This window comes from Nonomuraea sp. NPDC049625, from assembly GCF_040675285.1.
Classification (GTDB): Bacteria; Actinomycetota; Actinomycetes; order Streptosporangiales; family Streptosporangiaceae; genus Nonomuraea; species Nonomuraea angiospora_A.
The window spans coordinates 364,666-383,670 of sequence record NZ_JBFAOQ010000007.1 but is presented as its reverse complement, the minus strand read 5'-3'; the positions used below and the strand labels follow the sequence as shown (position 1 = coordinate 383,670).

Below are 19,005 nucleotides of genomic sequence, written 5' to 3'. Positions count from 1 at the left end.
CTCAACCCGTGGCGGGGCCGAAGGATTTCCGTAGCGGCGTGTCCGAGGGTGTCGGGCATGAGTCAAGTGACAGTCGTGGGAATGGGCCCGATGGGCTCGAAGATGGCCGAGACGTTCCTGGCCGCCGGACACGAGGTGGCGGTCTGGAACCGTACGGCGAGCAGGACGGCACCGCTGGTCGCCCAGGGCGCCAGGCAGGCGGCGAGCGCGGCGGACGGCGAGCTGCTGGTGGTCAGCCAGATCAGCTACCAGGCGATGTACGACAGCTTCGGCGACGCCAGGCTGGACGGGAAGGTGGTGGTCAACCTCAGCTCCGACACCCCGGAGGCGCTGCGCCGAGCGGCCCGGTGGGTGGAGGAGCGCGGCGGCACGCTGATCACGGCGGGCATCATGGTGCCGCCGCCGGGGATCGGGCAGCCGGGCGCGTACACCTTCTACAGCGGCCCCAAGGACGTCCTCGACCGGTACGCCGGGACGCTGGAGGCGCTGAGCGAGGTCACCTACGTCGGGGCGGACCGGGCCCTGGCGATGATGTACTACCAGGCCCAGCTCCTGATCTTCTGGTCGAGCCTGACCAGCTTCATGCACGCCATGGCGATGCTGCGCACGGCGGGGACCGCGCCGGCGGAGTTCCTGCCGTTCGCCCGGGACCTGTTCACCCAGCTGGGCGGTGACGGGCCCATGGGGTACGCCAAGATCCTGGCCGAGGAGTTCGCGGCCGGGAAGTATCCGGGCGAGCTCAACTCCCTGCACATGCAGGCCGTCGGCATCGGCCACGCCGTGGAGGCGCTGGCCGACGCCGGGCTGGAGACCACGGTCCCGGGCGCGCTCAAGGCGTTGTTCGAGCGCGCCGACGCCGAGGGCCGGGGCCACGAGGGGCTCGGCACCGTGATCGAGTCGATCAGAAAGCCCTAGTGATTCGCGAGGAAGGCGAGCAGGTCCTGGCGGGTGATCATGCCCGAGGGCTTGCCGTCTTCCAGCACAACGGCCGCATCGGCCTTCTCCAGCGCTTCGACCGCACGGGCCACAGGTTCACCACTGCCGATCATGGGTAGTGGCGCCGACATGTGATCACCGATCTGGTCGTCTGAGGAGAGTCTGCCGTGGTAGAGGGCTTCGAGGAGATCGCGTTCGACGATGGAGCCGACCACCTCGGCCGCCATGACCGGCGGCTCCTCCTTCATCACCGGGAGCTGGGACACCGAGTATTCCCGCATGATCGAGATGGCCGTGCCCACCGACTCGTGCGGATGCGCGTGCACGAACTCCGGCAGCCCCGCTCCCTTCCGCGCCAGCACGTCGGCGACCAGCCCCTCCTCGGACGACGTGGTCAGGAAGCCGTAGTCGGCCATCCAGTCGTCGTTGAAGATCTTGGACAGGTAGCCGCGCCCGCCGTCGGGAAGCAGCACGACGATCACGTCGTCGGGCGCGGCCGTGGCCGCCACCCGCAGCGCCGCCACGACCGCCATCCCGCAGGAGCCGCCGACCAGCAGCCCCTCCTCGCGGGCGAGCCTGCGGGTCATGGTGAAGGAGTCCTTGTCGGACACCGCGATGATCTCGTCGCAGATCTTGGTGTCGTACGTGGCGGGCCAGATGTCCTCGCCCACCCCTTCCACCAGGTACGGCCGGCCGGTGCCGCCGGAGTAGACCGAGCCCTCCGGGTCGGCTCCGATGATCTTCACGCGGCCGCCGGAGACCTCCTTGAGATAGCGGCCGGTGCCGCTGATGGTGCCGCCGGTGCCGATGCCCGCGACGAAGTGGGTGATCCGGCCGTCGGTCTGCTCCCAGATCTCCGGACCCGTCGAGTGGTAGTGGGAGTCGGGGTTGTTGACGTTGGAGTACTGGTCGGGCTTCCAGGCGTTCGGCACCTCGCGGGCCAGCCGGTCGGAGACCGAGTAGTACGAGTCGGGATGGTCGGGCGAGACGGCGGTCGGGCAGACCACGACCTCGGCCCCATATGCCCGCAGGACCGAGATCTTGTCCTGGGCCACCTTGTCCGGCACCACGAACAGGCACCGGTAACCCTTCTGCTGGGCCACGATCGCCAGGCCCACCCCCGTGTTGCCGGAGGTCGGCTCGACGATCACGCTTCCCGGACGCAGCTCGCCGGACGCCTCCGCGGCCTCGATCATCCGTACGGCGATGCGGTCCTTGACCGAGCCGCCCGGGTTGAAGTACTCGACCTTGGCCAGCACCTGTGCGGACAACCCCGCGTTGACTTTGTGCAGCCGGACGAGCGGAGTGTTCCCCATGAGATCAACCAGGGAATCGTAAACGCGCACCGCGGTGTTCACCTTCTTTACCGAAGCTTGGTCAGCTTGCCAGTGGCCGAGATCCAGTGGGGGTGGCCGGCACTCGGCTAGTTTTCAAGCAAACGCTACCGCTGAGTTCGACTAGGAGGGCACGTACGGTGGTCTGGCCAGCTGGTATGGCGCGCGCGGCACGCAAGATCGCCACGGCCGCGGCGCTCGGAGGTGGCGGGCTTACGGCCCTCGGCGCGACGGCGTACGGGCTGCTGGTCGCCGAAGGACTGCTCGCGCGCCGGGCCATCGGGCAGCCGCACGGCCTGGACGGGCCGCCTTCCGACGGCACGTACGGCGACTTTCCCGGCGAGCCGCTCAAGATCGCCATGCTCGGCGACTCCACGTCGGTCGGGCTCGGCATGACCGACCCCGCCCAGACCCCCGGCGCGCTGCTCGCGCACGGCCTGGCCTCGGTCGCCGAACGCCCGGTACGCCTGCTCGTCGTCGGCAAGTCGGGCTCGCCCTCGTCCGAGCTGGGCGACCAGGTGGACAAGGCCCTGGCCATGGAGTCCGACATCGCGGTGATCTTCGTGGGGGCCAACGACATCATCACGCAGACGCCGCCCGCCGTCGCCGTACGCCATCTGGCCAAAGCCGTGCGGCGCTTGCGCGACGCGGGGGTCGAGGTGGTCGTGGGCACCTGTCCCGACCTCGGCACGGTGCGGCCGATCGGGCAGCCGCTGCGCTGGGTGGCGCGGCGGTGGAGCCGCCAGCTCGCCGCGGCGCAGACGGTGGCGGTGGTGGACGCGGGCGGCCGTACGGTGGCGTTCGCCGACCTCCTGGGGCCCGAGTTCGCAACAAATCCGGCAGAAATGTTCGGACCGGATCGTTTCCATCCATCTGCCCGAGGTTACGCGCAGGCCGCTTACGCGGTGCTACCGTCAGTGTGCGCTGCGTTGGGGCTGTGGCCTGAGCCGCGCCCCGCACGCGGCGAAGCACTACAACCGATCTACCTTGCGGCGGCTACGGCCGCGGAGGAGCCCGGCACCGAGGTCACCGCGACCCGGGTCGACGGACGGGCGACGGGCCTGCACGGAAAGTGGGCGACGTTGTTCCGCCGGCGGCTCGGCGAGACGTTCAACGACGCCCGGCGTCTGACGTCCCGGCTCGGCGAGATGCTCGACGACGCCTGACGTCCCCCGTCAAGGCCCGACGAGTGCCAGTGTCGGTTACTCTGCGCGCCCGCGTCGCCACTCTTCGTCCCCTTTGGAGTGGATTGCCCGTGCAGCGACCCCTCTGGAAACCGACCGTCGCCCTCGCCGGAACCCTCGTCGGAGTCCTCTCCGCGGCCGCCTGCTCCGGCAGCGACGCGGCCACCACCCCGAACTTCCCGACCTGGCAGAACACCCAGGTCAACGCCGTCAGCCGGATGGCGGTGGCGGGCGGGGTCGTCGCCGCCACCTCCATGAAGCCCGACGGCTCGCTGGAGACCGTCGCCGTCGGCCTGCGGGACGGCAAGCGGCTGTGGTCCTACCCGGCCACGATCGCCGGCCGCCTGCCCGGCATGGGCGTCTCGGCCCCGGCGGTCGTCGAGACGTCCCCGGGCCAGGGCGTGGTCGTCGCGCTCGACCCGGCCAAGAGCGGCCACTGGAACGCCACGCTCATCGCCCGCGACGCCCGCTCGGGGGCGCAGAAGTGGAGCAGGCCGGTGCACTCGACGTTCGGGCCGCAGCGGTGCGGGCCGTACGTCTGCGTGTCGGAGCACACGGCCCTGGCCAAGGCCCGCATGGTGGTGCTCGACCCGGCCACCGGGAAGACCCTGTGGAAGCTGCCGGGGATCTCCGAGGTGGAGTGGTCGGACCCGAGCCGGGTCCTGCTGCTCAGGCTGGCCGCCAGCCCCATGATCGAGTCGTACGAGCTCAAGACCGGCAAGCTGCAGTGGCAGCAGCCGATCGAGCAGGCGCTCGGCCCGGGGATCGACATGTCGGGCGGGTGGGCGTTCGGGGCGACCGGCGACAATCTGGTCGGCTACGTCGCCCCCTACACGAACCCCCAGACGAAGAAGGTCTCCGCCTTCGGCCTCTTCTCCGTCAAGATCGCCAACGGGACGATCAACTGGATGCGGCCCTCGGTCGTACGCGTCTATCCGAGCGGCAGCCCCGGCTACGCCCCTGTCGTACGCCCCGTCGACCGCCAGGGGGCCTACGGCGGCTTCGCCCGGCTCGACTCGGAGAGCGGCAGGGTGGTCGGGCAGGTCACCGCGGCCGACGTGCCCGGGTCCGGCTGGTGGCTGGCCTTCCCCGACCGGATGGACAAGCTGGGCTTCCTCAAGCACGACGCCAAGGGCACGGCGTTCGACCTGGTCTCGGGCAAGCCGGTGCCGGTGGAGGAGCAGCACGGCTGGTCCTTCTGCGTGACCGACCCCAAGCCGCTGCCGCTGCGCGGGCAGGCGCCGGGCTTCTACTCGACGGCCGCCGTCTGCGAGTACGACCTCGCCACCGGCAAGCAGGTCAAGGGTGCGGTCGTGCCGCCTCCCTGGTTCACCGGCAGCCAGGACGGGTGGCGGCTGTGGCGCGACGAGAAGGGGGCCATCCACGCCATCAACGACCAAACCTCCACCGCACCCGGCATGTACGGATAGGACCGGAATATAGTTCTATCTGTAGCACCCGACAAAGGAGGGGCCATGCCCGAGGCAGTCATCGTCGCGACCGCGCGTTCCCCGATCGGCCGGGCCTTCAAGGGCTCGCTCCAGGAGATCCGCCCCGACGACCTGACCGTGCAGATGATCCAGGCGGCGCTGGCCAAGGTGCCCCAGCTCGATCCCTCGTCCATCGACGACATCATGCTGGGGTGCGGGCTGCCCGGGGGCGAGCAGGGGTTCAACATGGCCCGGGTGGTGTCGGTGATGCTCGGGCTGGACAACGTGCCCGGCACGACCGTGACGCGCTACTGCTCCTCGTCGCTGCAGACCACGCGGATGGCCTTCCACGCGATCAAGGCGGGTGAGGGGGACGTGTTCGTGTCGGCCGGGGTGGAGATGGTGTCCCGGTTCACGAAGGGCAACTCCGACTCGCTGCCCGACACGCACAACCCCGTCTTCCTGGACGCTCTGACACGCACCAAGTCCTTCGCCGAGGGCGGGAAGGTGTGGCACGACCCGCGTGAGGACGGCGTCGTCCCTGACATCTACATCGCGATGGGGCAGACCGCCGAGAACCTCGCCCAGCTCAAGGGGGTCACCCGCCAGGAGCAGGACGAGTTCGGGGTGCGCTCGCAGAACCTGGCCGAGAAGGCGCTGGCCGACGGGTTCTGGGCCAAGGACATCACGCCGGTGACGCTGCCGGACGGGACGGTGGTGGAGAAGGACGACGGGCCTCGGGCGGGGACGACGTACGAGAAGGTCTCCACCCTCCAGCCGGTCTTCCGGCCCGACGGGACCGTGACCGCCGGCAACTGCTGCCCGCTGAACGACGGGGCGGCGGCCGTGATCGTGATGAGCGACGTCAAGGCCGCCGAACTCGGGATCACGCCGCTGGCCCGGATCGTCTCGACCGGGGTCACCGGGCTGTCCCCCGAGATCATGGGACTGGGGCCGGTGGAGGCCTCGAAGCAGGCGCTCGCGCGGGCGGGGATGGCGATCGAGGACGTCGACCTCGTGGAGATCAACGAGGCGTTCGCCGCCCAGGTGATCCCGTCCTACCGGGATCTGGGGATCCCGCTGGACCGGCTCAACGTCAACGGCGGGGCGATCGCGGTGGGGCACCCGTTCGGGATGACGGGGGCGCGGATCACGTCCACGCTGATCAACAGCCTGCAGCACCACGACAAGAGCATCGGGCTCGAAACCATGTGCGTGGGCGGCGGCCAGGGCATGGCCATGATCCTCGAACGCCTCTGACCACTTCCCATCCATTTTTTACGCGCTGCCCGGGCAACCACCCGCCGCACTCCGGCTGAGGGCCCTCCAGGAAACGGCCTCTGACCCTTCACCGGCTGAGCGCCGCTACGCGAGCCCATGGTTGCCCGGCTACGCTCCCCCACCTTGCCCACCGCACGCCACGCGCCGCGCATGCCGCAGCGCCCGCGCATGCCGCCCCGGCGCGCAGTCGCCGTACGCATCCGGTGGGCCGCCATCGCGTTCTGAGCGCCGAGCACCGCCGCACCCCGCCCCGCCGGCCGGGCGCCCGATCGGCGGGGGAGGCGGGTCAGCCGTGGGTGTCCGGGCCGGCGTGGTGGGGGGTGATGCGGAGGAGGACGCGGCGTTCGCGGGTCATGGCGGCGCGGTAGTCGTCCCAGTCCGGGTGCTCGCCGGAGATGTCGCGATAGTACGAGACCAGGCCCTCCATGGCGTCCGGGAGCGACTGGATGTCGGCCGTCCCGTCCACCTGGATCCATTCGCCGTAGAAGCCGTCCGTGAAGACGCACAGCGAGACGTGCGGGTCGCGGCGGGCGTTGCGGACCTTGGCGGCCGTTTCGCGGGTGCTGACGATGACCTGGCCGCCCGAGACGCCGGCGGTCACCGGGGACATCTGCGGGCGCCCGTCGCGATGCTTGGTGAGCAGGACGGCGCGGTGGTGGGTGCGGAGGAAGGCGAGTGCCTTGTCGAGGTCCATCTCCTCATGATGACGGCCATGAGGACGCGCCCGCGCCTGGGGCACGGGCGCGAGGATGGATGGGCTTAGATGAAGCCCATGCGGTTACGGCGGTGCCGCTCGTGTTCGTGCACGATCGCGGCAGCGTAGCCGTGGGATAGCCCGTGCTCGTCGGCAAGCCAGTTGGCCCGCTCGTCACACCTCAGGAAAGCCGGGCCGTTGTCGATGGCTTGAAACCACTCTGGGAGTTCGCGCCCCGTTATGGACGGGACTCTTGCGATCAGCTTTGTCTGCGTCTCCGGTGAGTGGTTCAAGGACATGGGCACCTCCGCGAATAAGGGTCCTTTGCTCGACCCTGCAACACCAGCGTCCGAATGGCAAGCCCCCAACCAGGCATCATTTTGTGACGGCACGTAGATTTTCGGTCACACAAGGAGAGGGCCCCGCCTGAACGGCGGAGCCCTCGGGGGTGACGCAGACGTTAACGATCAGTCACTACTGGTGAAATAGCTGACGAACCGCAGCACCTCGAGGTAGATCCAGACGAGGCTCAGCGTCAGACCGAACGCGCACTGCCAGGCGAACTTCTCCGGCGCCCCCTCCCGCACGCCCTGCTCGATCGAGTCGAAGTCGAGCAGCAGGAAGAAGCAGCCGATCAGGATCATGACGATGCTGAACGCCCAGCCGATCGGGCTGTCGGTGCGCAGGCCGAGGCCGCCGTCGACGAAGAAGCCGAGGATCAGGTTGACGAGCAGCAGCCCGAGCGCCGCGATGCCGGCCGCGAGGCCGAACTTCACGAGCTTGGGTGTGACGCGGATGATCCGCAACGAGTAGACCGTCAGCACCGCGCCGAACGCGAACGCCGTGCCGAGCACGGCCTGCAGCACGATGCCGCTGATCATGCCCTCGAAGACGGAGCTGATCTTGCCCAGGAACACGCCCTCGAAGACGGCGTACCCCAGGATGAGCGCCGGGTTGGTGCTCTGCGTGAACGAGGCGATCAGCCCCAGGATCAGCGCGACGACCGCGGCGCCGATGGCGACCACTGGCGGGACGTTGAGGACCCAGGCCGCGGCGGCGGCCGCGACGAGAGCCCCGAGGGTGAGAAACCCGCGCACGACGACGTCGTCTAGCGTCATGGTGCGGTACGCGGGCCGAGTGGGTTGCGCGTACGACGGCGCGTCGTACATGTTCTGCAGCTGGTCTGGGGACGGGGACGGTCCGGCCCAGCCCGCGGACTGCTGCCGCGACCTGCTGAAAACGGGGTTCTTGCTCTCCATCGCTGCCTCCTGTGACGCCGAGCCTACGGGGCGCGGCGACACCTTGGTCAACTGACGTGTTAGATCGATGTTCATTCGGGACTTCGGCAGCTTCCCAACGAACGTGCCCGGCCCAGAGTTCCCAAGGTCATCGAGCTCGCCGTTCAAGATCATCCGCAGCCCCGGCCCCAGGGCCTCGGCGCGTCCTATTTACTGTGCGTCCACGAGAAAAGACCGGCAGTAATGGCGTAGTCAAGCATTCACAGAAAGAAACGTTCGGGAGAAGCCCGGAGAGGCAGAAAGACAGCCCGTTGTCAATATGCCGAAGGCGAAAAGTAAACGACGCCCACCTGAGCTTACTCGGCCGCTCCACGTCGGCCTCAACCGGTCCGGCGTCGGCGCCCAGAGGCCCTTCCAGCAGGGGCGAAGCGCCCGGAGGCGGCGCGACACCGTAACAACTCGACATCGGCCGCAACAGGCCCGTCCGACGATCGCGGTAAACCTCCAGGTCAGGAACCCAAAGGCGATGAAGACGGCAAGTGCCCCCGGCGGGATTCGAACCCGCACGTCAACCCTTTTAAGGGGTTTGCCTCTGCCATTGGGCTACGGGGGCGCCGCAATCATACGAAACAGACCATGGTTAAGAGGAGCACAACTTCGCATCAGGCGTCACAACTGTGAAGTCTGCGGTGAAGTGAGAGGGCTCCAGGCACTCTGTCCAAGAAGAGTAGACCGTCCAGATGGTCGAGTTGGTGCTGAATGCAGCGGGCTTCGAAGGCGTCCGCTTCGATGGTGACGGGCTCCCCCGTACCTGGCAAATGCCCACGTACGGTGATACGGGTGGCGCGGAGGACATCTGCCGTGAGCCCCGTGATGGACGTGCAGCCCTCGCGCCCCGGGTCCCAGTGGGACGCTCTGGCGAGGCGTGGATTGGCCAGAACGAGCTCTCCGGCCCACGAACGGCTCCTGGGGTGGAGTCCGGCGTCAAAGGCGATCAGGCGCCAGCTCAGGCCGATCTGAGGGGCGGCCAGCCCGGTCGTGGCGGTCTGCTGGCGGAGGGTGGCCAGGAGATCGGCGGCGGCGGCCACGACCTCGGGGGCGGTGGGGTCGACCGGTTCGGTGGCGGCGGACAGGAGCGGGTGCGGGGCGCCGAGGACCTCGCGCGGGGTTCCCACGCGGCCGCCGAGCACATCACGGCCGCCGGGCGCCCCCCAAGGCTCGCCGCCCCATCCGTTCATCTGTCCTCCTGCCCGTTCACAGCAGGTCCGGTTCGACGGGGCGGAAGGTGATCTCCGAGTCGAGTCCGGCGCCGACGGCCGCCAGCCTGCGCATGAGCGCCGCCACGTCCACCTCCTTCGGTAGCTCGACGTCCGCGATCAGAACGTAGAGACGGCCGGTGAGCCTGGTGCTCATCCCGGTGATGTTGCCTCGGTCAGCGGCGAGCACGGCGCTGATGGCCGAGATGATCCCGGGCCGATCGGGCCCGTGCACGGTCAGTACGTAACCGAGACCGCCGCCCTCCTCGCAGAAGTGCCGCTGGGCCTCGATGGCGGAGGCGGTCACCACGAGATCGGGCGCGCACAGACGCTTCAGCAGCTCGGCCGAGTCCAGATCGCCCGACACCAGCAGCATCATCGCCACGTGACCGCCGAGCAACGTCATCGTCGAGTCCTGGATGTTCGCTCCGCAATCGGCGAGCGAACCGGTGACCGCGGCGATCACGCCGGGCCGGTCGACGCCGAGCACGGTCACCGCTGAGAGCCCCATCCGTGCTACCCCTTCCGCTTGCGACCAGGGGTGCCGAATACGCCCCGGCGAGGTTCGCCGGGGCGCTTGCCGTTCCTGGGCTAGCGACGGGTCGTCGCGACTGCGGCCCTGAAGTCCTCACGCGGGTGCTCCATCTCACCCAGCGAGATCGTCTCGCGCTTGAAGAACAGGGCCAGGGTCCAGTCGACGACGACACGGACCTTGCGGTTCAGCGTCGGCACCCGCGACAGATGGTAGGTCCGGTGCATGAACCACGCAGGGAATCCGCGAAGCTTGACGCCATAGACATTGGCGACGCCCTGATGCAGGCCCAAACCGGCAACCGATCCGACATACTTGTGGCGGTATTCGACCAGTTGCTGGCCACGCAGGTGGCGGACGATGTTGTCGGCCAGCACCTTGGCCTGGCGGACGGCGTGCTGGGCGTTCGGGGCGCAGTACTGGCCGGGGTTCGTGACGTCGGGCACCCCCGCGGCGTCTCCCGCCGCGAAGGCGTCGTTCGTGCCGGCGATGGTGAGCATGGCGGTGCACTTGATCCGGCCACGCTCGTCGAGCGGCAGGCCGCTGTCGTTGACCACGGGGCTGGGCTTGACGCCCGCGGTCCACACGAGGGTCTCCGCGTCGAACTCCGAGCCGTCCGAGAGGATCACGTGCCCGTCGGTGCAGGACTCCAGGCGGGTCTCGAGCTTGACGTCGATGCCGCGCTCGCGCAGCTGCTCCAGGGTCCACTTGCCCATCTCGGGGCCGACCTCGGGCAGCACCCGGTTCGAGGCCTCCACGAGCACCCAGCGGAGGTCCGACGGCTTGATGTTGCGGTAGTAGCGCGTCGAGTCCTTGGCCATGTCCTCGAGCTCCGCGAGCGCCTCGACGCCCGCGAACCCGGCGCCGACCACGACGAACGTGAGCGCCTTGCGCCGCACCTCCGGGTCGTCGGTCGACTCGGCCACGTCGAGCAGGTGCAGCACGCGGTTGCGCAGGGCGATGGCCTCGCCCACGGCCTTGAAGCCGATGCCGATGTCGGTGAGGCCGGGGATGGGCAGCGTGCGCGAGATCGATCCGGCGGCCATCACGATCACGTCGTAGGCCACCTGGCGCGGCGCGCCCTCGGGCGGCTGGAACGTGACGGTGCGCTCGGCGTGGTCGACCTCGGTGACCCTGCCGTTGAGGATCCGCACCTTGGGCAGGATCCGCCGCAGCGGCGCCACCACGTGCCGGGGCGAGAGGTTACCCGCCGCCGCCTCAGGCAAGAAGGGCTGGTAGGTCATGTAGGACTGGGGGTCGATGATCGTGATGCGTGCCTCGCCGCCGCGCAGCTCACGCTGGAGTTTGCGCTGCAGCCGAAGCGCTGTGTACAGGCCGACGTATCCACCGCCGACGATCAAGATGTGCTTGTTCATCCTGAGGCCCCATCCCTCGTGGAGTGCTTGTGAAAGCATTCACAAGCTTACGTCAAGCGCGCTTGATGAATCCAACCCGGGGGTGGTGGAACGCGTCACACAGCCAGTGACCTGGCCCTGGTGAAGACGTCGTCGAGCATCTGGGCGGTCACGCGGCCGGTGAACGTGTTCTGCTGGCTGGGGTGGTAGCAGCCGATCAGCGTGACGGGTGCGCCGGCGTGGCGGACCTCCACCTCGGCCCCGTGCCCGAACGGCGGCCTGGAGCGCGGCAGCTCGTAGCCGGCGTCCTTGAGCGCGGGCCACACGGCCTGCCAGGCGTACCCGCCGAGCGCCACGACCACCCGTACGTACGGCGCCACCAGCGCCACCTCCCTGGCCATCCACGGGAAGCAGGCGGCCTTCTCCGAGGGCAGCGGCTTGTTCGCGGGCGGCGCGCAGCGCACCGAGGCCACCACCCGCGTGTCGATGAGCCGCTGCCCGTCCCCGGCGTGGGTGCTGGTCTCCTGCGCGGCCAGGCCGGTGCGGTGCAGCGAGGCGAACAGCCAGTCGCCGCTGCGGTCGCCGGTGAAGATCCGCCCGGTGCGGTTGCCCCCGTGGGCCGCCGGGGCCAGGCCGACCAGCAGGATCCGCGGGCGCTCGGCGCCCCAGCCGGGGACCGGGCGGCCCCAGTACGTCTCGTCCGCGAACGCGCGCCGCTTCGCCTCGGCGACCTGCTCGCGCCACTCCACCAGGCGGGGACAGGCACGGCAGACGGACTGTCCGGCCGTGAGCTCCGCGAGGGTGTCACTGGTGGCGGCGAGGCGGCGCACGTCCGCGGGGTCGTGGGCGACCGGGGTGTCAGCGGTCGCCGGGTCTTCCGGCCAGCCGGTGCCAGGAGGTACGAAGCTCATGACACCGATGGTGCCCGATCACTTGGCGGGCTTCGGCGTGGGAGTGGGCGTGGGAGTGGGCGGCGGGGTCGGGCAGGCGGACCTCGTCGTGGTGGCGGCGTCCGGATCGGCCATCCCGTCCTGCTGGATCAGCGGCAGCGGGTAGCGGTTGAGTATGGGCTCCCCGCACGACCTGTCGACCGTGTATCCGAAGTCCTCGGGGTTGGTGGTCAGTGGCTTGCCGTCCTGGTCGTAGAGGTAGACGTCGCTCAGCGGGGTGCCGTCCTTGGCGTACGGCTTGATGTTGTAGACGTCGTTGTTGGACGACGCCGCGTCCACCCACACCGGCTCCGGGGTCGCCATGGCGACGCGCGCCCCGTCGGAACCGTGCGACGCGGCCTCCACCATCCCGGCGAACAACGTCAGCGCCGCGACCAGGTTGAGTGCCCCTACGAGCCCCGCGGCCAGCCCTCCCCTGCGCCGCCTGCCGATCCAGACCGAGATCCAGACGCCCGCCGCGACCAGCGCCCAGCCGGCCAGGTCGGACGGGACGAGGCCACCTTCGCCGGTCAGCGCCAGCAGCAGCAGGGCCAGCAGGTAACCCCGCAGCACCCACCACCCGGGGCGCAGCTCCGGCAGGAAGCCCACGAAGCTCCGGTACGGCCCCTGGCCCATCAGCCGGGTGTGCGCGCCCAGCGCCCACGCCCGCGGGTCGATGCGGCGCTTCCCGCCGCTTTCGGGGCGGTCTCCGTACGCGGCCGCCAGCTCCTCGGCGTAGACCTCGGGCGGGCCCAGCCGGTCCTCCAGCGGGAGCTCCGACTCTGCCGCGATCTCGGCCAGGTGGTCGTCGAGGTCTTCGAGTAACTCGCCGCGCTCGGGATGGTCTGCCAGGGCATCCCGTACGGCCTGTGCGTACTGTTCGGGGGTCATGCTTGTCCCTCCTTGAGCAGGGATGCCATGGTCGCCGAGAACGAGGTCCAGGTCTTGGCCGAGGTGGCGTACATGCTCCGGCCGACCTCGTTGAGTCCGTAGTACTTGCGGTGCGGCCCTTCGTCCGAGGCGACCACGTACGACGTCAGCGCCCCGGCCTTGAACAGGCGGCGCAGCGTGCCGTAGACCGAGGCGTCGCCCACCTCCTCCAGGCCGGCCTCCCTCAGCCGGCGCACGACGTCGTAGCCGTAGCCGTCGCGCTCGTTGAGCACGGCGAGCACGGCCAGGTCGAGCACGCCCTTGAGGAGCTGGCTGCTATCCACGTAATGCACACTACTGTGCAAAGCGGAGTAGTGGCAACGAGAAAACCGGGTGGCGCCCGCGAGGGCTGCCACCCGGTCCGATCAGCCTAGGCTGCGGCCTACTTGGGCGGGCAGGTCGCCGAGTAAGAGGCGACGCCCGAGGACGCGGCGTTCGGGCTGGTGACGACGAGCTCTACGGTGCCCTCCGTCTTGGTGGAGTTCTGCGCTCCGCCGATGCCCCAGGTCACGTCGAGGCTGCCGTTGACCGTACGCTCGAGCGTGTTGTGGTCACGGACGCCGTTGACGACCCAGTAGTACTGCACGGTGGTGGGGCCGGTGCTGGTCAGCGTGGCCTTGAAGTCCACCCCGGGGCCACGGTTGTCGGCGCACATGTCGGTCCGGGTACCGGTGACCGACGCACTCGAAACCGAGACCTTGGCGGGAGCCGGAGTCGGAGCCTCGTCCTTGCACCAGACCTTGTAGTAGGCCCGGTTGGAGGAGGCGCCCTCGGGGCTCAGGATCTCGAGCTGCGCCCAGCCGCGCTGGCTGTGACGCGGGGAGATGCCGAAGCCGACCTTGCGCGTGTCGTAGACCTTGACCCTGCCGTAGTCGGCCACTTCACCGTTGAGAATCCAGCGGTAGCGAACCCACGTCGGGCGGTTGGCCTCGATCAGGCCGACAAAGTCGATCTTGTCGCCAGGGGTGCAGACACCGGAGTACGAGTCGGGGCTGGCCCATGCGCGGGCGGACACCGACACGTCGAGCTGCGTGCGCCCCACGTCCTTCGGCTCCTCGCAGGAGACGGAGAAGTAGCCCTTCTTCGAGGTGACCTTCTTCGGACCGAGGACCTGGACGGCCTCCCAGCCCTTGACGTTCTCCTTGAAGGTGATGGACTGCCTGACCGTCACCGACTTGGTGCCCTTGCCCGAGAGCTTGAGCACCTTGACCTTGCCCTTGGACCCGTCGCCGTGGAGCCAGCGGTAGGCCAGCTCCGTCTTGCCCCGGACGGGAACCTTGATCTTGGCCGAGAAGTTGACCTTGACCGGGCAGGCTCCCTCGTAGTCGCCCGCGGACACCGCGGGCGTCGACACCGAGACCTTGGGAGCGGCCTTGGTGGTGGCGGCCGTCGCCGCCTGGGCGGGGCTGGCGACCAGGCCCGCGGCCAGGGCGGCCAGCACCGCGGCGGACGCGCCGAACGCCGCCGCCTTACGTGCTAACCCAACAGACTTCATGTGAGAGTGCTCCATTCCTTTGAGGGAAGAGACGCGCTCGGGAACGGTCGCCACGCCGGCACCTTCCGTGCACAGCAATATGGCAAAGCCCCCGTAATGCCCCTTTACCTAACCACAATACTGATTGCACGCTCAACACAGGCCATAGACCTGAAATGTCCGGATTTCTTCAGCTATCGGGCGATAGACCAGGCGATACCGTCAAGGATGTCGTGTTCACTGACCACGACCTGCGAAAACGCGAAACGACGGACGATCCGGTCAAGAATTAGCGCGCCGGCGCCAATCACGTCGACCCTTCCCGGGTGCATCACCGGAACCTCGGCACGCTCACCATGGGTCATCGCCAGCAGCCGCCGCGTCACTTCATGTACCTGCCCGGCCGAAATCCGCGAGTGGTGAATTCTGGCCGAGTCGTAAGCCGGCAGATCGAGCACCATCCCCGCGACCGTCGTCACCGAACCCGCCAGCCCCACCAGCGTGCGGGCCCGCTGCACGGGCACCTCCGCCTCGACCCTGTCGAGCGCCGCCTCGATGTCGGCCACCACTGCCTCCAGCGCGGGCGCGGAGGGCGGGTCGCCGGCGTCCTTCAGGTGCCGCTCGGTCAGGCGCACGCAGCCGATGTCCACCGACAGCGCCGCCTCGGCGTGCTCGGAGCCGACCACGAACTCGGTGGACCCGCCGCCGATGTCCACCACCAGGTACGGCGGCAGCGGCCCCTGCGGCATCTCGGTCTCCGGCGACAGCCGGACCAGCCCCTTGGTCGCCCCCACGAACGAGAGCTCGGCCTCCTCCGCCCCCGACACGACCTCCGGCTCCACCCCGAAGATCTCGCGGACCCCGTCCACGAACTCCTGCCTGTTGGCCGCGTCCCGGGTCGCGCTGGTGGCCACCACACGGGTCCTGACGGCGCCGTGCCGGTCGATCAGCTCCCGGTAGACCCTCATGGCCTTGAACGTGCGCTCAAGGGCGTCAGGGGCCAGCCTGCCCGTCCTGTCGACGCCCTGGCCGAGGCGGACGATCTCCATCCGCCGCTCGACGTCGTCGATGAGATCGTCGCCCACGTCGGCGATGAGCAGGCGTACGGAATTGGTGCCGCAGTCGACGGCGGCTACACGCATGGTCCGTCACTCCACCAGTCGGGGAGGGCGTCGAGCGCCTCCCTGCCGAACGGGTTGCTCCCGGGCGCCGCCAGCTCGTGCGCCACGAGCGCGTGCAGGCACTTGACCCGCAGCGGCATGCCGCCCGTGCTCTGCATGTCGCGCGGGAGCGGCTCCATGCCCTCCTCCTTCGCCGCCTCGTCGCGCCTGGCGACGTAGTCGTCGTGCGCGGCGCGGTAGGCGGCGGCCAGCTCGGGATCGGTGGCCAGCCGGGCCTGCATCTCCCGCATCAGCCCCGAGCCTTCGAGCGTGCCGATGGCCGAGGCCGCCTTGGGGCAGGTCAGGTAGTAGAGAGTCGGGAAGGGCGAGCCGTCGGGCAGCCTCGGCGCGGTCTCCACCACGTCGGGGTTGCCGCACGGGCAGCGGTGCGCCACCCCGCGCAGCCCCCTGGGCGGCCGCCCGAGCTGCAGTCGCACCGTCTCGACGTCTTTACCGTCCAACACTTTCCTTCCCCGTCACGGCCCGGCGGCCGGTGCCCTTGTCGGCGGCCTCCACCGACTCCCAGAGCGTCTGGTACCACGGCGGCGGCGCCGGCGCCTGCTGCACGGTCGCCGGCTCCTTGATCTGCTGCTGGTCCATCACCACGTAGCACTTCTCGCCGGGCCCGCAGTAGTGCAGCCGTTCCTTGGCCGTCTTCTTGATCCAGTTGGGATCGTCGCTCTGCCGGTCGCGCTCCAGCAGCGTCTGCTTCTCCGCCTCGACCCTGGCCTTCTCCGCCCGATGCTCGGCGATGCTGCGGCGCAGGCTGATGTACTCGCGGACAGGGTAGGCCAGGCTCATCGCGATCGCGCACACCACGACGGCCAGGATGGCGGCCCGCCCGGTCAGCTGCGGCCTCTTAGCCATTTGGACACCCCCTGCTTATGGCCTATACGGCCCGGAGGCGGCGTGGTCACTTCGGAGCCGCCGCCTCGCGGCCGTATTCGAAACTAGCGCCGGAAGCGCGGGAAGGCGGCGCGACCCGCGTAGCGGGCGGCGTCGTCGAGGAGCTCCTCGATGCGCAGCAGCTGGTTGTACTTGGCCACCCGGTCCGAACGGGCCGGGGCGCCGGTCTTGATCTGGCCGCAGTTGACCGCGACCGCGAGGTCGGCGATCGTCGTGTCCTCGGTCTCGCCGGAGCGGTGGCTCATCATGCACTTGTAGCCGTTGCGGTGGGCCAGGTCCACGGCGTCGAGGGTCTCCGACAGCGTGCCGATCTGGTTGACCTTGACCAGCAGGGCGTTGGCGGTGCCCTCCTTGATGCCGCGCTCCAGCCGCTCGGGGTTGGTGACGAACAGGTCGTCGCCCACGAGCTGCACCTTGTCGCCGAGCGCCTCGGTGATGGCCTTCCAGCCGGCCCAGTCCTCCTCGTCGAGCGGGTCCTCGATGGAGACGAGCGGGTAGTTGGCGACCAGGTCCGCGTAGAACTCGATCAGCTCCTGCGCCGACAGGCCCTTGCCGTCGATCGTGTAGACGCCGTCCTTGTGGAACTCGGAGGCGGCCACGTCGAGCGCCAGCGCCACGTCCTCGCCCGGCACGTAGCCGGCCCGCTCGATGGCGACCAGGATCAGGTCGAGCGCGTCGCGGTTGGACGGCAGGTTGGGCGCGAAGCCGCCCTCGTCGCCCAGGCCCGTGGCGTAGCCCTTCTCCTTGAGCACGCCCTTGAGCGCGTGGTAGACCTCCGTGCCCATGCGCACGGCCTCGCGGAACGTCTCCGCCCCGATCGGCGCGATCATGAACTCCTGGATGTCCACGTTGGTGTCGGCGTGGGCGCCGCCGTTGAGGATGTTCATCATCGGCACGGGCAGCACGTGGGCGTTGGGGCCGCCGACGTAGCGGAAGAGCGGCAGGTCGGCGCTGTCGGCGGCGGCCTTCGCGACGGCCAGCGAGACGCCCAGGATGGCGTTGGCGCCGAGCTTGGCCTTGTTGGGCGTGCGGTCCAGGTCGATCATGATCTGGTCGATGATGCGCTGGTCCTCGGCCTCGATGCCGTTGATCTCCTCGAAGATCTCGTCGGTCACGGCGAGGACGGCCTTCTCCACGCCCTTGCCGCCGTAACGCTTGCCGCCGTCACGCAGCTCGACCGCCTCGAACTGGCCGGTGGACGCCCCGCTCGGCACGGCCGCGCGGCCGGTGCTGCCGTCGTCGAGCACGATCTCGACCTCGACCGTGGGGTTGCCTCGGGAGTCGAGGATCTCGCGGGCGTATACGACCTCGATGGTAGCCACGGGATTGCGCTCCTAAGTGAAAGGCGATATGCCATCAGAGCCTATCGGTACACCCGGACGCGGGACCGCACGGTCACCGGACACCGAACCGCGCACCGCAGGGTCAGGCCGATTCCCAGGCGCGCACCCGGTCCCGGTACGTACGGGCGGCCGCCCGCAGCTCGGCCTCGGCGTCGAGACCGGCCTCCGCGGCCCGGCGGACCAGGTCGAACAGCTCCCGGGCCACCCCCTGCCCGACGGCCGCCGCGAGCGCGTCGGGCGCCCCGGCCCGCTCGGCCCGGCGCACCAGCTGGGCGGCCAGCGACAGCGCGGGCTGCCCCATGGGCACGCCGTCGAGCACCGACTCCCGGCCCTTGGCGGCCCGCTCGGCCGCCTTGATCGCGTCCCAGTTGTCGTTGACCTCGTCGGCGCTCTCCGCGCGTACCGAGCCGAAGACGTGCGGATGGCGGCGCACCAGCTTCTCGACGATCCCGGCCGCCACGTCGTCCATGTCGAAGTCCGCGGCCACCCGCGCGTGGAAGACCACCTGGAGCAGCAGGTCGCCCAGCTCCTCGCGGAGTGCCGGGTAGTCGCCCTGCTCGATGGTCTCCAGCACCTCGTACGCCTCTTCGAGCAGGTACGGCACCAGCGACTCGTGCGTCTGCTTGCGGTCCCACGGGCACTCGGTCCGCAGCCGGTCCATCACGGCGACCAGGTCGAGCACCCGCGCCCCCGGCAGGTCGTACGAGCCCGGCACCACCTCGATCAGCGGCGGCTCCTCCAGCGCGATCGCGGCGTGCCCGACCGCGCGCATGAACTCCTCGTCCTCCTTCTCGGAGGCCGAGGCGAGCCACACCACGCTCTCGCCGACGGCCCGCGCGGCCAGCCCGCGCGGGTCGGGCTCCACGACCTCGACCGTCACCCCCGCCTCCGCCAGGTAGGGCAGCTGCGGATGCGCGGCGGACCCGGTCAGCACCGGGCCAGAGCGCAGCACCTGCCAGGCCTGATGGCTCAGCAGGCCCGGCGGGACCCTGGGCGAGGTGGTGACGACGGTCAGCGGCACGG

20 protein-coding genes and 1 tRNA gene are annotated in these 19,005 nt (G+C 69.6%); 4 read left to right on the top strand and 17 right to left on the bottom strand.

Annotation, left to right across the window (positions count from 1 at the left end; all coding sequences use genetic code 11):
* The first annotated feature begins 57 nt into the window (after positions 1-57).
* Positions 58-915: an NAD(P)-binding domain-containing protein gene (locus tag AB0J87_RS30850; protein WP_363970720.1), complete on the top strand. Its 858-nt coding sequence runs from the start codon at positions 58-60 to the stop codon at positions 913-915.
* Here the strand turns inward: AB0J87_RS30850 and AB0J87_RS30845 are convergent.
* The gene (locus AB0J87_RS30845) at positions 912-2,282 is read right to left on the bottom strand and encodes a cystathionine beta-synthase (RefSeq protein ID WP_363970718.1); all 1,371 of its coding nucleotides are present in this window, start codon (positions 2,280-2,282) and stop codon (positions 912-914) included. The two genes, AB0J87_RS30850 and AB0J87_RS30845, sit on opposite strands and share 4 nt — an antisense overlap.
* 146 nt (positions 2,283-2,428) lie before the next feature.
* Here AB0J87_RS30845 and AB0J87_RS30840 point away from each other — a divergent pair, with 146 nt between their 5' ends.
* The 3 genes from AB0J87_RS30840 (at position 2,429) to AB0J87_RS30830 (ending at position 6,144) form a co-directional block, all read left to right on the top strand.
* Positions 2,429-3,436, top strand: coding sequence for an SGNH/GDSL hydrolase family protein (locus tag AB0J87_RS30840; protein WP_363970716.1), 1,008 nt, complete (start codon positions 2,429-2,431; stop codon positions 3,434-3,436).
* An 89-nt stretch (positions 3,437-3,525) separates the two neighbouring features.
* Entirely contained in the window at positions 3,526-4,884 is a 1,359-nt protein-coding gene (locus AB0J87_RS30835) for a PQQ-binding-like beta-propeller repeat protein (RefSeq protein ID WP_363970714.1), read from the top strand.
* Positions 4,885-4,929: 45 nt separating this feature from the next.
* Entirely contained in the window at positions 4,930-6,144 is a 1,215-nt protein-coding gene (locus tag AB0J87_RS30830; protein WP_363970712.1) for an acetyl-CoA C-acetyltransferase, read from the top strand.
* Between the two features lie 307 nt (positions 6,145-6,451).
* On the opposite strand, the gene AB0J87_RS30825 is transcribed toward AB0J87_RS30830, so the two are convergent.
* From AB0J87_RS30825 to AB0J87_RS30750, 16 genes are all read right to left on the bottom strand, one after another.
* Complete coding sequence (locus AB0J87_RS30825; RefSeq protein ID WP_363970710.1) at positions 6,452-6,859, bottom strand: PPOX class F420-dependent oxidoreductase; 408 nt, start codon at positions 6,857-6,859, stop codon at positions 6,452-6,454.
* A 65-nt stretch (positions 6,860-6,924) separates the two neighbouring features.
* A complete protein-coding gene (locus AB0J87_RS30820; RefSeq protein ID WP_185068609.1) occupies positions 6,925-7,158 on the bottom strand; it encodes a DUF4287 domain-containing protein in 234 nt (77 codons plus the stop codon).
* 168 nt (positions 7,159-7,326) lie between these two features.
* On the bottom strand, positions 7,327-8,118 hold the full coding sequence (locus AB0J87_RS30815) for a Bax inhibitor-1/YccA family protein (RefSeq protein ID WP_350725768.1): 792 nt from the start codon (positions 8,116-8,118) through the stop codon (positions 7,327-7,329).
* Between the two features lie 519 nt (positions 8,119-8,637).
* Positions 8,638-8,710, bottom strand: a tRNA-Leu gene (locus AB0J87_RS30810).
* 49 nt (positions 8,711-8,759) lie between these two features.
* Positions 8,760-9,335 (bottom strand): peptide deformylase, encoded by a 576-nt coding sequence (locus tag AB0J87_RS30805; protein WP_363970707.1) that lies wholly within the window; start codon positions 9,333-9,335, stop codon positions 8,760-8,762.
* Between the two features lie 16 nt (positions 9,336-9,351).
* Positions 9,352-9,864, bottom strand: a complete 513-nt coding sequence (locus tag AB0J87_RS30800) for an ACT domain-containing protein (protein WP_350725772.1) — start codon at positions 9,862-9,864, stop codon at positions 9,352-9,354.
* 80 nt (positions 9,865-9,944) lie between these two features.
* Positions 9,945-11,261 carry an NAD(P)/FAD-dependent oxidoreductase gene (locus AB0J87_RS30795; RefSeq protein WP_363970704.1) on the bottom strand — a complete coding sequence of 439 codons (1,317 nt, stop codon included), beginning with the start codon at positions 11,259-11,261 and terminating at the stop codon, positions 9,945-9,947.
* 95 nt (positions 11,262-11,356) lie between these two features.
* Positions 11,357-12,151, bottom strand: coding sequence for a uracil-DNA glycosylase (locus tag AB0J87_RS30790; protein WP_355197397.1), 795 nt, complete (start codon positions 12,149-12,151; stop codon positions 11,357-11,359).
* A gap of 18 nt (positions 12,152-12,169) precedes the next feature.
* Entirely contained in the window at positions 12,170-13,060 is an 891-nt protein-coding gene (locus AB0J87_RS30785; protein WP_363970702.1) for a hypothetical protein, read from the bottom strand.
* The gene (locus AB0J87_RS30780) at positions 13,057-13,383 is read right to left on the bottom strand and encodes a PadR family transcriptional regulator (protein WP_355197401.1); all 327 of its coding nucleotides are present in this window, start codon (positions 13,381-13,383) and stop codon (positions 13,057-13,059) included. Before AB0J87_RS30780 ends, AB0J87_RS30785 begins: the two co-directional genes overlap by 4 nt.
* Before the next feature lie 98 nt (positions 13,384-13,481).
* On the bottom strand, positions 13,482-14,594 hold the full coding sequence (locus tag AB0J87_RS30775) for a hypothetical protein (RefSeq protein ID WP_363970700.1): 1,113 nt from the start codon (positions 14,592-14,594) through the stop codon (positions 13,482-13,484).
* 173 nt (positions 14,595-14,767) lie between these two features.
* Positions 14,768-15,715, bottom strand: a complete 948-nt coding sequence (locus AB0J87_RS30770; RefSeq protein WP_350725782.1) for a Ppx/GppA phosphatase family protein — start codon at positions 15,713-15,715, stop codon at positions 14,768-14,770.
* Positions 15,706-16,194 carry a DUF501 domain-containing protein gene (locus AB0J87_RS30765; RefSeq protein ID WP_355197405.1) on the bottom strand — a complete coding sequence of 163 codons (489 nt, stop codon included), beginning with the start codon at positions 16,192-16,194 and terminating at the stop codon, positions 15,706-15,708. Before AB0J87_RS30765 ends, AB0J87_RS30770 begins: the two co-directional genes overlap by 10 nt.
* Positions 16,184-16,600 carry a septum formation initiator family protein gene (locus AB0J87_RS30760; RefSeq protein WP_350725786.1) on the bottom strand — a complete coding sequence of 139 codons (417 nt, stop codon included), beginning with the start codon at positions 16,598-16,600 and terminating at the stop codon, positions 16,184-16,186. The genes AB0J87_RS30765 and AB0J87_RS30760 overlap by 11 nt, the downstream gene beginning before the upstream one ends.
* Before the next feature lie 83 nt (positions 16,601-16,683).
* On the bottom strand, positions 16,684-17,961 hold the full coding sequence (gene eno / locus AB0J87_RS30755; RefSeq protein ID WP_363970698.1) for a phosphopyruvate hydratase: 1,278 nt from the start codon (positions 17,959-17,961) through the stop codon (positions 16,684-16,686).
* A gap of 103 nt (positions 17,962-18,064) precedes the next feature.
* A complete protein-coding gene (locus AB0J87_RS30750; protein WP_355197407.1) occupies positions 18,065-19,003 on the bottom strand; it encodes a MazG family protein in 939 nt (312 codons plus the stop codon).
* Positions 19,004-19,005: the final 2 nt, after the last annotated feature.

What these genes read in the sequence shown, in the direction of transcription:
- AB0J87_RS30775 (WP_363970700.1), bottom strand. Translation starts at nt 14,594, where the DNA reads ATGAAGTCTGTTGGGTTAGCACGTAAGGCGGCGGCGTTCGGCGCGTCC.
- AB0J87_RS30800 (WP_350725772.1), bottom strand. Translation starts at nt 9,864, where the DNA reads ATGGGGCTCTCAGCGGTGACCGTGCTCGGCGTCGACCGGCCCGGCGTG.
- AB0J87_RS30825 (WP_363970710.1), bottom strand. Translation starts at nt 6,859, where the DNA reads ATGGACCTCGACAAGGCACTCGCCTTCCTCCGCACCCACCACCGCGCC.
- AB0J87_RS30785 (WP_363970702.1), bottom strand. Translation starts at nt 13,060, where the DNA reads ATGACCCCCGAACAGTACGCACAGGCCGTACGGGATGCCCTGGCAGAC.
- AB0J87_RS30815 (WP_350725768.1), bottom strand. Translation starts at nt 8,118, where the DNA reads ATGGAGAGCAAGAACCCCGTTTTCAGCAGGTCGCGGCAGCAGTCCGCG.
- AB0J87_RS30820 (WP_185068609.1), bottom strand. Translation starts at nt 7,158, where the DNA reads ATGTCCTTGAACCACTCACCGGAGACGCAGACAAAGCTGATCGCAAGA.
- AB0J87_RS30770 (WP_350725782.1), bottom strand. Translation starts at nt 15,715, where the DNA reads ATGCGTGTAGCCGCCGTCGACTGCGGCACCAATTCCGTACGCCTGCTC.
- AB0J87_RS30790 (WP_355197397.1), bottom strand. Translation starts at nt 12,151, where the DNA reads ATGAGCTTCGTACCTCCTGGCACCGGCTGGCCGGAAGACCCGGCGACC.
- AB0J87_RS30850 (WP_363970720.1), top strand. Translation starts at nt 58, where the DNA reads ATGAGTCAAGTGACAGTCGTGGGAATGGGCCCGATGGGCTCGAAGATG.
- AB0J87_RS30805 (WP_363970707.1), bottom strand. Translation starts at nt 9,335, where the DNA reads ATGAACGGATGGGGCGGCGAGCCTTGGGGGGCGCCCGGCGGCCGTGAT.
- AB0J87_RS30840 (WP_363970716.1), top strand. Translation starts at nt 2,429, where the DNA reads ATGGCGCGCGCGGCACGCAAGATCGCCACGGCCGCGGCGCTCGGAGGT.
- AB0J87_RS30760 (WP_350725786.1), bottom strand. Translation starts at nt 16,600, where the DNA reads ATGGCTAAGAGGCCGCAGCTGACCGGGCGGGCCGCCATCCTGGCCGTC.
- AB0J87_RS30830 (WP_363970712.1), top strand. Translation starts at nt 4,930, where the DNA reads ATGCCCGAGGCAGTCATCGTCGCGACCGCGCGTTCCCCGATCGGCCGG.
- AB0J87_RS30795 (WP_363970704.1), bottom strand. Translation starts at nt 11,261, where the DNA reads ATGAACAAGCACATCTTGATCGTCGGCGGTGGATACGTCGGCCTGTAC.